General features: G+C 60.2%; 7 protein-coding genes. 1 reads left to right on the top strand and 6 read right to left on the bottom strand.

The window, feature by feature from the left end:
• Position 1: 1 nt before the first annotated feature.
• From MRBLMR1_RS15905 to MRBLMR1_RS15885, 5 genes are all read right to left on the bottom strand, one after another.
• Complete coding sequence (locus tag MRBLMR1_RS15905) at positions 2 to 1015, bottom strand: carbohydrate ABC transporter permease (RefSeq protein ID WP_148148129.1); 1014 nt, start codon at positions 1013 to 1015, stop codon at positions 2 to 4.
• Positions 1016 to 1226: 211 nt separating this feature from the next.
• Positions 1227 to 2588, bottom strand: a complete 1362-nt coding sequence (locus MRBLMR1_RS15900; protein WP_148148130.1) for an ABC transporter substrate-binding protein — start codon at positions 2586 to 2588, stop codon at positions 1227 to 1229.
• A gap of 145 nt (positions 2589 to 2733) precedes the next feature.
• The gene (folD, locus tag MRBLMR1_RS15895; RefSeq protein ID WP_148148131.1) at positions 2734 to 3633 is read right to left on the bottom strand and encodes a bifunctional methylenetetrahydrofolate dehydrogenase/methenyltetrahydrofolate cyclohydrolase FolD; all 900 of its coding nucleotides are present in this window, start codon (positions 3631 to 3633) and stop codon (positions 2734 to 2736) included.
• A gap of 119 nt (positions 3634 to 3752) precedes the next feature.
• Complete coding sequence (locus MRBLMR1_RS15890; RefSeq protein WP_148148132.1) at positions 3753 to 5465, bottom strand: GumC domain-containing protein; 1713 nt, start codon at positions 5463 to 5465, stop codon at positions 3753 to 3755.
• A gap of 88 nt (positions 5466 to 5553) precedes the next feature.
• The gene (locus MRBLMR1_RS15885; RefSeq protein WP_183684950.1) at positions 5554 to 6183 is read right to left on the bottom strand and encodes a hypothetical protein; all 630 of its coding nucleotides are present in this window, start codon (positions 6181 to 6183) and stop codon (positions 5554 to 5556) included.
• A 299-nt stretch (positions 6184 to 6482) separates the two neighbouring features.
• On the opposite strand from MRBLMR1_RS15885, the gene MRBLMR1_RS15880 reads away from it, so the two are divergent.
• Positions 6483 to 8531, top strand: a complete 2049-nt coding sequence (locus MRBLMR1_RS15880; RefSeq protein ID WP_148148134.1) for an O-linked N-acetylglucosamine transferase, SPINDLY family protein — start codon at positions 6483 to 6485, stop codon at positions 8529 to 8531.
• A 67-nt stretch (positions 8532 to 8598) separates the two neighbouring features.
• Here MRBLMR1_RS15880 and MRBLMR1_RS15875 read toward each other — a convergent pair whose 3' ends face one another.
• Complete coding sequence (locus MRBLMR1_RS15875; protein WP_148148135.1) at positions 8599 to 15918, bottom strand: hypothetical protein; 7320 nt, start codon at positions 15916 to 15918, stop codon at positions 8599 to 8601.
• Between the last annotated feature and the right edge of the window lie 98 nt (positions 15919 to 16016).

Below are 16016 nucleotides of genomic sequence, written 5' to 3'. Positions count from 1 at the left end.
CTCAGTGTCCTCCCCGATCTTCACTTGCCTGACGGATATTCCAGATCATGATCGGCGTGACCGCTGCCATGATGACGAGCGCGATGACGGCACTTCGGCCACTGTCACCGCCGCCGCGGAACATCCAGTCGAACATCAGGTTGGCCAGCACCATCGTGTTCCACTGGCCGTTGGTCATTGTCAGCACGATGTCGAAGACTTTCAGGACGAGAATGGTGATCGTGGTCCAGACGACGGCGATCGTGCCCCAGATCTGCGGCACCATGATCTTCCAGAAGATCTGCCAGCCATTGGCACCGTCAATGACGGCCGCCTCGATCGTCTCTTCGGGAATGCCACGAAGGGCGGCCGAGAGGATGACCATGGCGAACCCGGTCTGGATCCAGATGAGGATCACCATGAGGAAGAAATTATTCCAGATCGGCATGGCGATCCAGACCTGCGGATCGCCGCCGAAGAACTGAACGATCGCGTTGAGGAGACCGATCTGCGTGCCATCGGCGCCGCGATATTCGTAGATGAATTTCCAGATGACGGAGGCGCCGACGAAGGAGATGGCCATCGGCATGAAGATCAGGCTTTTTGCAATATTGCCCCACCAGATGCGGTCGGTGAGCACCGCGATGACGAGGCCGAAGAATGTGCAGGCGGCGGGTACGACGGCGAGCCAGAGGATGTTGTTGAAGATCGACTGGCGGAACTGCGCGTCGGTCGCTGCCCACCAGTAATTGGCCAGCCCGACGAAATTGCCGCCGGACCTGTCATAGAAGGAGAGGATGAAGGTCGCGATAACGGGATAGACGAGGTAGACGATCATCAGAAGCAGCGCGGGGCCGAGGAACAGCCAGGGCCGGATCGCCGCATGGGTTTTCAGGTTGGCCGAAATCCGCTGCACGTCGCCCGAGCGCACCGGCAGGACGATCTGCAGCAGCTTGTCGGAAAGCCAGTAATAAAGCGCACAGCCAAACACGCCGGCAATTACCGCGCCGAAGGCCGATACGATCTGCGATGCCATGCTGCCCCTCCCAATCTGTGGCTTAAGCGCAGACATTCGTCTGCTTGGCCCCTCACCCTAACCCTCTCCCCGTAAACGGGGCGAGGGAACGTGCCCTGCGCAAAGGCCGAGATTATCGAGACGTTGCGCCTTGCTTCCTTCTCCCCGCATGCGGGGAGAAGGTGCCGGCAGGCGGATGAGGGGCCGCCGACATAATCGAGAGAAGAAGTTTCTACCTCAACCCGTCCCAGGCTTTCTGGATTTCACCTGCGGCCGTCTTGGCATCCTTGCCGCCGACATAATCGATCATGCCGGTCCAGAAGGCGCCGGCGCCGATCTTGCCGGGCATCTGGTCGGACGCGTCGAAGCGGAAGGTGGTTGCCTTTGTCAGTAACTCGCCCTGTTTCTTGAGGACTTCGTTGGCGTAGGAATCGAGATTGACGCCCTTATATGGCGTAAGGAACGAGGCCTGCGCCATCCACACTTCATGGGCGATCGGCGTTTTCAGGAATTCGATAAAGGCCTTGGCGGCAGGACTATCCTTGGTGACGGCGAAGAATGTGCCGGCGCCCAAGACCGGCGTGCCAAGTTCAGGCTTGGAGGCATAGGTCGGCATGTAGAAGAAATCGGCATCGACACCGAGTTCCTTGTCCGGCGGGAAGAAGGACGGGACGAAGGATGCCTGGTGATGCAGGTAGCATTTCGGCGGGATGTCGAAGAGGCCCTTGGGGCTGTCGCGAAAATCGGTCGAGGCAACGGCTGCCACGCCGCCAGCGACATATTTCTCGTTCTTGGCGAACTTGCCGAATTCCTTGATCGCGCCGACCACGGCCGGATCGTCGAACTTCACTTCGTTCGATACCCACTTGTCATAGGTTTCCGGCGTCTGGGTGCGCAGCATCATGTCCTCGACCCAGTCTGTCGCCGGCCAGCCTGTTGCGCCGCCGGAACCGAGACCGATGCACCATGGCACCCCGCCATCCTCGACGATCTGGTCGGTCAACGCGATCAGATCCTCCATGGTCTTGGGGATTTCATACCCGGCTTCCTCAAAATTTTCCGGTACGTACCAGACCATGGACTTGAGGTCGGCCTTGAAGGGGAAGCCGAAGTAACCTTCCTTGCCATCCTTGCCCTTGTAGGTGCCGTAGCGAACCCAGTCTTCGCCGGAGCCGTAATTGGTCTTGACCCAGTCGGCGTTTTCCTGGCCAAGCGAGGTGAGAAAACCCTTGGTGGATAGATCAGCCAGAAGGCCCGGCTGTGGGATGATGGCGATGTTGGGCGGTGACCCTGCCTGGGTATCGATGACGATCTGCTGCTCGTAGTTTTCGGAGGAGGAGTATTTACCGTTGATGCCGGTGGCAGCGTTGAAATAGGCAAGCACGCTGTTGAACAGCACCTCGTCCTCGCCGCGCCACGGACCGAACAGGGTCAGGTTCTGGCCCTTGAGGTCGGCATGCGCAGCCTTGAAATCCTCATAGCTCTTCCAGTTGAACTTGGCATCCTGGCCCGGCGGAAACTTCAGTTCCTGCGCATGTGCCATGCCTGCGATCAAGGCCACCGCAGCGGTGCCGATCCAAACAGAAGTCCTCATCAAATCCTCCTCCCTCTCAAAATCGTTTAAGTCGACCTGAAAGATTGCCACATGCGACGACGTGGCAACCGGAGTGATGATTTAACGCTCCCGCTGAGGAATCAAGGGGCTATCGCGCAACCACGGCGCGACAAATGTGCAAATTTTAGAACTTCGGCACGGGTAGGCTGCAGGCGCGGTGTGCGGCGATGACCGTGTTGGCCATCAGCATGGCAATCGTCATCGGCCCGACGCCGCCTGGAACGGGCGTAATCGAGGCAGCAACCTCCGAGGCTTCGGCAAAGGCGACGTCGCCGACGAGCTTGGTCTTGCCCTCGCCCTTTTCGGGAGCCGGCACGCGGTTGATGCCGACATCGATAACGGTTGCGTCCGGCTTGACCCAGTCGCGCTTGACCATTTCGGCCCGCCCGACGGCTGCGACAAGAATATCGGCATTGCGGCAGACGGAAGCGAGATCCTTGGTGCGCGAATGCGCCATGGTGACGGTGGCATTGGCCGCGAGAAGAAGCAGGCCCATCGGCTTGCCGAACAGGTTGGAACGGCCGATGACGACGGCATTGAGACCCGAAAGGTCTTCACCATGGACGCGCTTGACGAGCAGCATCGAGCCGGCCGGAGTGCAGGAGATGAGGCCGGTATCGAGGTCGCCCGTGGCAATCTTGCCGGCATTGGCGATGTTCAGGCCATCGACGTCCTTTTCCGGCAGGATGGACTGGATGATGGCATCGCTGTCGAAATGTTTCGGCAGCGGCAGCTGGACGAGAATGCCGTGAACTGCCGGATCGGCGTTGAGCGTGTCGACCAGCGCCTGCAGTTCTTCCTGCGTCGTCTCTTCCGGCAGGGTGTGCTGGATGGAGTTGAAGCCGCATTGCTTGGCCATCTTGCCCTTGGAATTGACGTAGGCGTGGCTTGCCGGATCTTCGCCGACGATGACGACCGCGAGGCCCGGCTTGATACCGGTTTTGCCTTCCAGCGATACGGATGCTTCGGTTACGGCGGAAATCACGGAAGCGGCTGCTTCCTTGCCATCGATCACAAATGCCACGGTGAACTCCTCGCTTCTCAGCGTCAAATTAGGGGATCGGCGGAGGGCCGATTGCCCATGCACGCCCTATGCTGTCCAGATCAGGCAAATGCAAGGAGTTTATGCCGGGTGACACTGGATCAGCCCGTCGCCTTCAGCTGACGGGCAGCGTGTTCGGCCACCAGTTCGCGAAGCTCGGCGAGTTCGCGCTGCAACGTGAGCAACTCTTCCTGATCATAGTCAACAGCGTCATCCCAACGCTGCCAGCTCTCCTCGCCGCGACGTTTCAGGGACTCATCGACCAGGGCTGCAACATGCGGCGGCAGATCCGTCTCTTTCAAGGTCATCCGGTTTTCGATGAGCAAGGAACGCATCCGATCGCCAAAAGCGGTATCGTTTGCAGCAAGCCGTTCCTCGACCGGATCGTCAGCGGGAAGGCGCTCATTGTGGCCATGTTCATAAAGCAATGCGCTTTCATCAATGGCGTGCGCGGCGGCAGGCTCGACCTGCAGATCGTGCTCGGGCAAGTCCAGTTGAACGGGCATATCTTCGAATTCGGTCGCAAGCTGCGACTGACGCCGATAACGCAGCGCCGATAACAGGAGACCGGCAAGAAACCCGAGGAGCGCCCCAAGACCTGAAAGCCTGATCAGGTCGGGACCGAGACGCTCCGCTGAAGCGGGCGATGCAGCGCGCAGAACAGGCGGGAGCGAAACGGCCACGGGCCTGGATGAATTGGATGCCGCTTCGATCTTATCGAGGTTATGGCGGGCTTCTTCGGCTGAAGCATGAAGCGATGAAAGCTGTGCGGCCGTGTCGTTCAACGGCCTGTCCGCGTCGAGAGCCGCCTTGCGATCCTTAAGCTCGGCAAGGGCCTTCGTCGTTGTAGCAAGATCATCCTTGAGCGAGGCCACAAGCTGGCGCAATGCGCTGCCGATATCCCGTTTGGCACCGTCGAGAGCGCCTTGAGCCGCCACCAGCCGTGGATGAAGCGGACCAAGATTGACCGCGAGCTGCTGGACGGCAAGCTCCGCCTGCACATAACGCTGCCGTTCGTATTCAAGGCCCGTAAATTCTAGGCTGTCGGGAAGCGGCTTGGCAAGCACATCGGCGAGCTTCATCGACGACGCCATCTGCTGCTTTTCAGCCACTTCCGCAAGATGCCGTTCGGTATCGGAGATATCGGTCTCAAGCTTGCGATGCTCGTCCTGCAACGACTGCAGTTTTGCGCGCGTGCCTTCATCCAGCTTGCCGACAAAACCTGTGAGCGCGGATTCGGCCCTGGCGGCCGCCTTGCGCATCGCATCCACCTGCGGGCTTGGCGTTTCACCAATATTAGCAACAAGCGAGCGCCGGAGTTCGCTTGCCAGCTGATTGGCGATAACAGCGGCGGTCTGGGGATCATCTGCCTTGGCACCGAGCACTATTCTGGCGCCGGCAGCGTCGTAAGAAACGGACATTGCATCGCGTAATCTCTGGCGGGCGACTTCCTCCACCTGCGAAACCGTCGTCACCTCACCTGAAACAACTTCGGAGACAACACGGGCTATGCTGGGGCGGTTTTCCTCTACGCTTGCAAGGTTGAGGGCGCGAATGACATTGTCCAGCACCGTCTTGGAACCCAGCTCTTCGATGGCGGAATGGATCGCCTCGCCGCGCTGGGTGGTGACTGCTACCTGCGTCTCGGCTTTAAATTGGACGCCTTGGAGCTGCATGGCGACAAAAGGTATGGTGATGCCGAAAGCCGCTGTCATTGCCAGCGCCGGACTAAATGTCAGGAAAGCTGAATGGAGCCGGCGAAAGATCGACGGCATCCCGTCGGGCGCTTGCCTGTCCTTTGCATCGGCATACATTGCTCACCACCTCTGCGCGCAGCGGAGCCGACATTGCCCGCATTGATTAATGCAGTCTAAATTTTCGTGGCAAACAAAAGGTTAACCGTCAGGCGAAAGACGGCTTGGAAACTGAAGATTGAAGACCGGAGGAAACGGGAGGCGTTTTAGCGAGCCGGCGAAGCCCCCTGCCCGCCAATACGACGAGCCCGATATCGGCGCCACGCAGACCACCCGCAATATGCTCAGATACATGCGGGTCTGTCGCATCGACGATCACCAGATCCAACCGGCCGGACAGGTTCGCGTCAGACGGGATGGCGACGAAATCGTGCCACGGGGTATGACGGGCAAAATGTGTGCAAAGCAACTCCGTGCGGCTCTTGTCATCGCCGATGAGGCCGACACGGCGTGGTTCTGCAAAATAGGTAAGCAGAGCAGGAATAAAGCTGTCGGGAGAAAACCTGGCGTCGAACGCCGGTCTACGATGGAAAAACTTCATCAGAATGTGCTGAAAGGCCCCACCGGCCGGCAGAAACATATGTCGCTTCGATATCTTGCCGCGAGCAAACCCAAACAGCGCGCCCAGGAGCTGTGCATCGTCGAGGAAAGCGATAGTTCTGGGATGCCCCTTTGCCAGAGCAAGCTCTTCCGCATGGGCGAGAGCCGCATTCCAATCCAGGGCCGATACCGGCAGACCGCAAAATGTGCGGGATACAGGACCAGTTGAAGAATTCATGCTTTCGCTCATTACCGACTCGATCAGACAGCGTCACCTGTCCGATCGTGTAACAGCGTGTCCTCAAGCGACATTTAAGTAAAAGGCTAAAATGCAACCGTTGCGTGATTATGCGGCATCACCCAGGTATCAGGTTAGCGCAGCGGCCAGACTTCTGTGAATCCGATGGGGACACATATTTGCGCAGCCTTGCCGATGGTTGATGCAAGGCGATAAGACCTTAGGGGTCGGCATGATGCCGGCGCATGTCCAGGCAAGGCCGGCGACGATATTGCCTACATCATAAATTGCAGAACTTTATGGATGCCAAGGTCGACAAGATGAGCTTATCTCCCAACGCCCCGCTCGCCGAAATTCTGGAACTTGCGCGCACCCAGCGGCTCGCCTTCACCGATCTCTTCACCGTTGCGGAAAGCCGAAGTGCTGCCGGGCAGAAGGCAGAGGCCGCGGAAATCTACAAGGCCTGGATCGCCTTCAACGATGGCAATCCATTCCTGCATCTCGTCTATTTCAATTATTCGGTCACGCTCCGGCAATTGAACGACCTTGCCGGTACGATCAACGCCTTGCGCGCCTGCCTGAAGCTCGATCCCGCTTTTGGCGCTGCCCATATCAATCTCGGTCGCGCGCTTGAAGACGGTGGTCTTGCCGTTCAGGCCATCCAGCAGTGGCAGGCTTATACCGCGCTCACCGCCGAAAGTACCGCCGACCGGGTCAGCCACCGGCTGATGACGCTGCAGCATATCGGCCGCGTGATGGAAAATGCCGGTCTTCTGGAGGAAGCCGAAACTGCACTGTGGCAGGCGATCGAACTGCGCCCCGACAAGCCTGAGGCCGGACAGCACTGGAGCGCGCTTCGGCAGCGCCAATGCAAATGGCCGGTGCTGACACCATCGACCCATGCCACGCAGCGGCAGATGATTGATGCCATGTCGCCACTGACGCTTGCCTGCTATTCGGACGATCCGATGTTCCAGCTTGCCAAGGCCTATCGCTACAACAGGTCGCTGGTCGGGCGCGTCGAGACGAAGGAGCTGCAGCGCCGTACGCCGAAACAGAAGACCGGAACCGGCGAGCGCCTTCGGGTCGGTTACGTTTCCTCCGACCTGCGCGACCATGCAGTCGGCTTCGCGCTCCGGGAAGTGCTCGAACTGCATGACAAGGAAAGCGTCGAGATCTACGCCTATTATTGCGGCGATCCGGTGCTGCGGGACGAAACCCAGACGCGGATGAAGGCGGTTGTTGATTGCTGGCGTGATATCGCGACGATGAGCGATGCAGAGGCTGCCAAGTTGATCGGCGACGACGAGATCGACATCCTCGCCGACGTCAACGGTTATACGAAACATGCGCGGACAAAGATCTTCGCCTATCGTCCGGCACCGGTGATCGTCAATTTCTGCGGTTATCCGGGTTCGATGGGCAGTCCATTCCATCAATATATGATCGCCGACGAGCATATCGTTCCGGCGGATAACGAGATCTACTATTCCGAAAAGGTCTTCCGCATCGCCTGCAACCAGCCGATCGACCGGAAGCGTGCCATCGCGGACAAACCGACACGCGCGGATGCCGGGCTGCCGAAGGACAAGTTCGTCTTCGCTTGCTTCAACGGCATGCAGAAGATCACCGAAACCACGTTCGGTCATTGGATGCAAATCCTGCGAGAAGCTCCAGACGGAGTGCTCTGGCTTTTGACCGGCGGCGACAAGGTGGACCAGCGGCTGCGTGAAAGTGCGGAGAAGGCCGGGATCAACAGCGACCGGATCATATTTGCACCGAAGGCGCCGAATGCGCAGCATCTGGCGCGTATCGCTGCTGCCGACCTGTTCCTCGATACGTTCCCTTATGGCGCCCACTCCACCGGGGCCGATGCCCTGACGATGGGTCTGCCGGTGCTGACTTTCCCGGGCCGCAGCTTTGCCGCCCGTTTCTGCCACAGTATCGTCCATGCCGCGGGCGTGCCGGAACTGCTGTGCGGCGATCCGGAAGATTATGTGGCGAAGGCAATCGGCTATGCGAAGAACCCGGCCAGCCTGAAGGCAATCCGGGACCAGCTTGCGGCACGACGCGAAAGCAGCGTGCTTCGCGACATTCCCGGCCTCGCCCGCAGACTGGAAGAGATCTTCTGGGAAATGCAGGGGGAGTGCGAACGCGGCGAGACGCCGGTGCCGGACCTGCGCAACATGGAAATCTATTACGAGATCGGCGCAGATCTCGTTCAGGCCCATGTCGAATACTGCGACGATAGCGACTATCGGCGACATTATCGCGAAAGGCTTACCGATTGGGACGACCAGTCGCCGATAGAGGCTGACAACCGTCTGTGGACTGCTGCAGACCGATAGAAAGAAACAAACCACCGCTCTCAATGAGCGGTGGTTCTCATTTATACCAGCCTTCCCGACAGCATCCTTACGCTGCCAGATAAAGCGAGATGATCGCGGAGACCTGAGCAGGGCTCAGCGCTGCCATATGGGTCTCGATCAGCGTGTCACGCTGTGCGCTCGACATGGCCACGATGCTTTCCGTCGACAGGCCGGGGAGAGCGGCGCTGTTGAAGGCTGCAATATCCTCGGTCGAGAACGTGGCCAATCCATCATTGGACAGGGCGGCGAGCTGAGACGAGGTCAGGGAGTTGACCTGGGTCGGGGTCAGGGCTTGCGCCTGCGCCGTGGTGAGCGACGAGATGACCGAGGAGGTCAGACCGGAGATCGCTCCGGTGTTCAGCGCGGCAATCTCGCCCGTCGTAAAGACAGCGATATCGTCAGTACCCAGCGCTGCGGCCTGCAGCGCGTTGAGCGCGCCGATCTGCGCTGTGGTCAGCTCTGCGACCTGGGCGGTGGAGAGGGCGACAATCTGATTGTAGTTCAGACCACCGACCTGGCTGGCAGACAGTGCGCCGATCTGCTCCGTCGTCAACGATGCGATGATCGCAGTGGACAGGCCCTTGATTGCGGCGGTGCCAATGGCTGCGAGATCCGCAGTCGAGAAGGCGGCCATGTCCTCGGTGGTGAGGCCGGAAAGGCCTGCCGAGCTGAAGGCCGCAATCTGCGCCGTCGACAGCGAGTCGAGATGTTCTGCCGTCAATGCATCGACCTGGGCGCTGGTCAGACCTGAGATACCGGCGGTCCCGAGCGCTGCGAGCTCCTGCGTGGAAAGAGCCGCGATGAAGCTCGTCGATAGGCCGGCAATCGCTGTGGACGAGATTGCGGCAAGCTTTTCGGTCGAGAAGGATTCCAGATCCTCCGCGGTCAGTCCCGATATGGCTGTCGATGTCAACGCCGCGATCTGCGTCGTCGACAGCGCAGAAATCTGGTCCAGTGTCAATGCACTGGCCTGTCCGCTCGTCAGACCTGCGATGCCGGATGCGCTGAGTGCCGCGATCTGCGCCGTTGTCAGAGCCGCGATTTCGACAGTTGTCAGCACGGCCACCTGGCTCGACGAGAGAACGCCGATCTGAGCCGTTGATAGGGTCTCGAGCTGGTTCAGGCTCAGTGCGGCGATCTGGCCGGTTGTGAGACCAGCGATAGCTGCCGTTCCGAGGGCCGCAATCTGCTCCGTCGTCAGCGCGGCAACGGTGCTGGTCGACAGACCCGAGATGGCCATAGAACTGATGGCTGCAATCTCGTCGGTCGTGAAGGTTGCAAGATCGTCAAGGCCGAGTGCGGATATCTGCCTGGAGTTGAGCGCTGCGATCTGGGTCGTCGTCAACGCTTCCGCCTGAACCGTCGTAAGCGCGGTAATCTGGCTGCTGTTGAGACCGGCAATGCCCGCAGCGCTCAGATGCGCGATCTGTTCAGTCGAGAGCGCGGCAAGAACAGTGGTCGTCAATCCCGCCACGCCGCTGGAACTCAGGGCAGCAATATCGGCAGTCGAGAAGACTTCAAGGTCGTCGGTGCCGAAAGCAGCCACCTGGGCCGAATTAAGTGCGCCGATCTGCGTCGACGTCAGGGCTTCGACCTGGCTGGTGGTAAGCGCCGAAATCTGGGCAGCCGTCAGCCCCGCAATACCGGCCGTGCCAAACGCTGCGATCTGGTCGGTCGAGAGGCCTGCGATTGCATCGGTACCGAGGACCGCGATCTGCTTGGAACCGAGGGCACCGAACTGGGCCGTTGTCAGGGCATCGATCTGCGCGGTGCTCAACGCCGCGACCTGGCTGGTGGTAAGCTGGCCGATTGCGGCAGAACTCAGCGACGCGATCTGCTCGGTCGAGAGTGCTGCAAGCACAATGGTGGACAGGCCGGCAATGGCGCTTGAGCCTAGGACCGCAAGTTCCTTTGTCGAGAAGACTGCCAGATCGTCGGTGCCGAGGGCCGCGACCTGCGCCGAGGTCAGAACCGCAACTTGCGTGCTCGTCAGTGCCTCGACCTGGCTGGTCGACATCGCATTCACCTGGGCCGAGGTCAGGCCGGCCAGTCCGGCCGTTGCCATGGCGGCGATCTGACCGGTGGAGAGCACCGATATGCCTGCCGCACCGAGCGCGCCGATCTGCCTTGATGACAGATGGCCGATCTGAGCGGTTGTGAGGGCCTCCAACTGGTTGCTGCCGAGAGCTGCCACCTGGGCGGTGGAAAGCGCTGCAATATTCGAGAAGCTGAGCGCCTCGATCTTGTCGGTCGTTAGCGATGCAAGGACGTCTGTCGAGAGGCCGGCAATCGCGCTCGCGCTTAGCGAAGCAATCTCCCGGGTCGTGAAAAGGGCCAGGTCGTCACTGCCAAGCGCGGCGATCTGGTTGGAATTCAGGACCGCAATCTGTGAACTCGTCAGCGCTTCGGCCTGCGCGGTCGAAAGCGTGGCGATCTGCGCAGTCGAAAGGCCGGCAATGACTGCCGTGCTGAGAGCCGCAATCTCCTCCGTCGAGAGGGAGGCGATATAGCTCGTCCCCAGCGCTTCAAGCTGTTTCGAATTCAGTGCACTGACCTGACTGCTCGTCATTGCCGCAAGCTGCGTTGTCGAAAATGCAGCCATCTGGCTCGTCGACAGACTGGTAATTGCAGCCGTGCTGAAGGCGGCAACGAGATCATTGGAGAGAGATGCAAGTGTCGCGGAGGACAATCCGGCAACGGCGCTGGAACTCAGGGCAGCGATTTCCCTGGTCGCAAACAATGCAAGATCATCGGCGCCAAGTGCCGCGACCTGTTTGGAGGTCATTGAGGCCACTTGCGTGGCGGTCAGCGCTTCTGTCTGGGCAGTCGTCAGCGCCTCTATCTGACCCGAGGAAAGCCCCGAAATACCTGCGGTGCTCAAGGCCGCGATCTGGCCGGTCGTCAAAGCTGCAAGGTCGTCGCTCGACAGCGCTGCCGCTTGGTAAGAGTTCAAAGCTCCCATCTGGCGCGTCGTCAGCGCGCCGATCTGGTCGGTACTCAGTGTCGCAATCTGTCTGGTGGTGAGACCAGCGATCGCCGAGGTGCCGAGGCCGGCAATCATTTCGTTCGACAGCGATGCCAGCGTATCGGTAGACAGGCCTCCTATCGCAGCGGAGCTGATTGCCGAGAGGGCCGAGCTGGAGAGTGCTTCGAGATCGTCCGCACCAAGAGCCGCTATCTGTTGTGACGTCAGAGCGCCGACCTGCTTGCTCGATAGGGCGGCGATCTGCCCCGTGCTGAGCGCTGCAACCTGCTTCGTCGTCAGCGACGCGATCGCGCTGGTGGTCAAGGATGCAATCTGGCCCGTAGAAAGCGTTGCGATGACAGCCGTCGTCAGGCTGGAAATCGCATCCGTATGAATGGCTGCAACATCAGACGTGGAGAAACTCTTGATGTTTTCCGTTCCGATAACCGCGACCTGGGCGGAACTCAATGCCGCAACCTGAACGCTGGTCAAGGCTCCCGCCTGCGCAGTTGAAAGCGCTGCAACCTGTTTCGTCGTCAGGCCGGAAATACCCGCCGTGCTGAAAGACGAGACCTGGGCAGTGGACATGGCTGCGATGTCATCCGTGCCAAGGGCGGCCGCCTGGGTGGCGCTCAGCGACGCAATCTGTTTCGTCGTCAGTGACGAGACCTGGCTCGAGAGCAGAGCCGAGATTTGCCCGGTAGTCAAACCGGTAATGCCGCTGGCACTGAGCGCCGCGATCTGGGCGGTAGACAAGGAAGCCAAGGCCGATGTCGACAACCCCGAAATGGCGGCTGAGCTGATTGCGGCAATCTCTTTCGTCGAGAAGGTCGCGATATCGGCCGGATCAAGAACCTCGATCTGGTCGATGCTCAATACAGCAATCTGAGTGGCGGTCAGGGCATCGACCTGCGCCGTCGACAAGGCTGCGACCTGTCTTGTCGACAAACCAGTAATGCCAGCCGTGCTCAGTGCCGCGACCTGCGCCGTGGAAAGTGAGGCAATATCATCCGTGCCGAAAGCCGCGATCTGCATCGAACTCAGCGTCGACATCTGGAGAGTCGACAGAGCCGAGATTTGTGCGGCCGTCAGGGCTGCGATGTGATCTTCGCTCAAGCCTTTCATGCCGGCCGTGCTCAGCGCCGAAATCTGCGCGGAGCTGAAATGCCCGATTGCGGTCGCACTCAACGCCGCCACCTGTGCCGAGGTCAGGGCGGCGACCTGCTTGGTCGACAGGGCGTCGATCTGGGCCGAGCTGAGCGCTTCGATCTGGTCGCTCGTCAGATTGGCGATCGCCGTTACACCGAGCGCACCGAGCTGATCGCTCGTCAATGAAGCAAGCGCGCTACTGCTCAGGCCCGCTATCGCCTTCGCACCGATCGCCGCGATATCGGCTGTCGAGAAGGTCGCAAGGTCTGCAGTGCTCAATGCTGCGAGCTGTGATGACTTCAGAACGCCTATCTGCAGCGTCGACAACGCATCCACTTGCGCCGTCGACAGAGCAGCGATCTGGTCCGTCGTAAGGCTGGCGATACCCGCGGTGCTGAGAGCGGCGACCTGTGCCGTGGAAAGGGCCGCGATCACGTCCGTGGACAAGGCGGCGACGGCACCTGAGTTAAGCACGGAAAGCCGGGCTGCAGAGAAGGCCGCGATAGCCTCCGACGAAAGTGCGCCGACCTGGAGCGAAGTCAGAGCCGCGACTTGGGCCGTGGAAAGAGCTGCAAGCTGAAGCGACGTCAGAGAAGCGATCTGATCGGTCGAGAGAGCGGCAAACGCAGCCGTGTTCAACGATGCGATCTGACCACTGGAAAGCGATACCAGCGTTTCGGTCGGCAATGCCCCGATCTGCTTTGAAGTCAGCGCTTTGACCTGTGTGGTGGTCAAAGCCGATGCCTGACCGCTGGACAGGACTGCGACCTGGGCTGTCGACATGGCGGCGACTGCCGATGTGCTCAGCGCGGCGATCTGGGCCGTGGACAAGGCTGCGACCGTATCGGTCGAAAGACCTGCCATAGCCGCAGAGGTAATTGCCGCGAAGGACTTGGCAGACAAACCAAGCAGGCTTTCCGTGTCGATCGCCCCGAGCTGCGAGGAGGACAAGGCTCCCACTTGAGCGGTGGTCAATGCCGCAAGCTGAATGCCGCTCAAGGCGGCCATCTGCTCGGTCGTCATTTTGGCGACGGCAACGGTCGTGAGGGCGGCAATCTGTGCAGTCGACAACGCCTGCAAGGTCGCGGTACTCAACCCTGGAATTGTACCCGTGGTGAGCGCGGCTATCTCCGCAGTCGAGAAGGTGGCCAGATCCTCGGGATCCAGCGCGGCAACCTGGGCGGAAGTAAGCGCCTTAACCTGTGCCGTGGTGAGGGCTTCGGCCTGGCTTGAACTCAAGGCGGCGACTTGGGCGACAGTCAGACGAGACACCGCAGCGGCGGACAAGGCTGCAATCTGTGCAGTGGACAAAGCCGCCACGCCTTCCGATCCAATCGCGGCGATCTGCGAGGTCCTGAGCGCGCCAATCTGGTCAGTGCTCATCGCCTTAATCTGTGCCAGCGACAGGCTGTCGAGCTGCTCGGTCGTCAGTCCACCGACAGAGCTTGCGGTCAGTGCAGCGATCTGAGCGGTGGAGAGCGACGCGATAACGTCTGCCTTCAAACCGGAAATTGCAGCGCTCGAGATCGCTGCCATGTCACCGGTCGAGAATGTTGCAAGCTGCTGCGGCGTCAGCATCGCCAGCTGAGCAGACGTCAGTACTTTTACCTGCGCGGAAGTAAGTGCTTCGGCCTGCGCTACCGAAAGAACTTCCATCTGATCAGACGAAAGCTTTCCTACCGCGGCCGCGCTCAAGGCCGCTACCTGTGCGGTCGACAAGGATGCCATGACGCTGGTGCTGAGACCCGAAATGCTGCGGCTGGTAAGAGCTGCAATATTGGCGGTCGAGAAGGCCGCAAAGTCTGCCGAATTCAACACGGCAAGCTGGGCCGATGTCAGCACGGCAACCTGCAGGTTCGTCAGGGCCGCAATCTGGGCGGTGTTCAATGCGTCAAACTGATCCGTAGACAAAGCGGCCACGGCGCTGGTGCTTAGCGATGCGACCTGAGCGGGCGCCAGCGATGCCATGACTGCGGTCGAGAGGCCGGCCACAGCCTTGTTGCTGAGTGCCGCCATTTCATCGGTAGAGAAGGTTGCAATATCATCCGCACCGAGAGCCGAGACCTGATCCGATGACAGGACCCTGATCTGGGTCGAAGTCAGTGCCTGAACCTGGCTGGTGGATAGTGCCGCAACCTGATCCGTCGTCAGACCGAGAATGGACTTCGTGCCTAAGGCCGCAATCTGCGCTGTCGTCAGGCCTGCCATGTCACCCGTCGAAAAGGCAACGATCTGCGTTGCCTTGAACGCCGACATCTGCGCCGTCGTCAATGCTGCAATCTGTGTCGCCGACAGCGCATTGATCTGGTCAGTGCTCAGACTGGAAACGCTTCCGGTGCTGAGGGAGGCGATCTGCATCGTTGTGAGAGCACCGACCATCGCTGTGCTAAGCGCCGCAACCTGCAGCACTTTCAACGCGCCAATCTGAGCTGACGTCAAGGCCGCGACCTGAGCCGTAGACAGTGCCGAGATCTGCGTCGATGTCAGGCTTGCAATGAGCGCCGTGTTGGCGGCGGCGAGCTGCGCCGATGAGAGGGCAGAAATCTGGGCCGACGACAGGCCGGGAGCCGCGCCGTTGCTGAGTGCTGCGACGCTTTCGGTCGACAGCGCGGCGATATCGTTGGTTCCAAGAACCGCGACCTGCTGGGACTTGAGAGCCCCGACCTGTGCAGTCGTCAAAGCCGCAACCTGTCCGGTAGACAAGGCCACGATCTGGTCGGTCGTCAGTCTGGAGATCGAGCCGGTGGAAAGCGCAGCGACCTGCGCCGTCGACAACGACGCCATGACTTTGGTGGTAAGGCCTCCGATCGCGGCCGGATTGATGGCTGCCATGTCTGCCGTCGAGAAGGTCGCGAGATCGGCCGGCGTCAAGGCCGCAAGCTGTGCGGACGTCAATGAACCGACTTGCGACGACGTCAGTGCTTCGGCCTGATCCGTGGACAGCGCCAGCAGCTGCGCCGTGGTGAGCGCTGCAACCTGTCCTGTGCTCAGGCTTTCGATAGCGACCTTGCTGAGCACGGCAAGCTGATCCATCGTCAGGCCGACGATCGCGTTTGTCGCGATGGCGCTCAACTGACGGGAATCCATCGTTTCGATGTCTTCCGTGTCCATCGCCGAAATCTGTTCAGAAGATAGGGCCTTGATCTGGGCCGTGGACAGCGACGCCACGTCCTCCGTCGTCCACGCCGCAACTGCCGCCGTCGAAAGCGACCTGATCTGGGTAACGCTGAGCGAGGAAATGGTCGTAGTCATGTGTGGAGCCTTGACGCTGGATCAAATGCCTAAAACAAACCCGGGAATGGCTTCCGCGGTATGGCGAACAATGCGAGGAAACAAATTCTCGCCGCCCC

This window comes from Neorhizobium sp. LMR1-1-1.1 (genome assembly GCF_040675795.1).
Lineage (GTDB): Bacteria > Pseudomonadota > Alphaproteobacteria > Rhizobiales > Rhizobiaceae > Neorhizobium > Neorhizobium cellulosilyticum.
The sequence above is the reverse complement of the archived record's forward strand: the minus strand, read 5'-3'. Positions and strand labels throughout refer to the sequence as shown.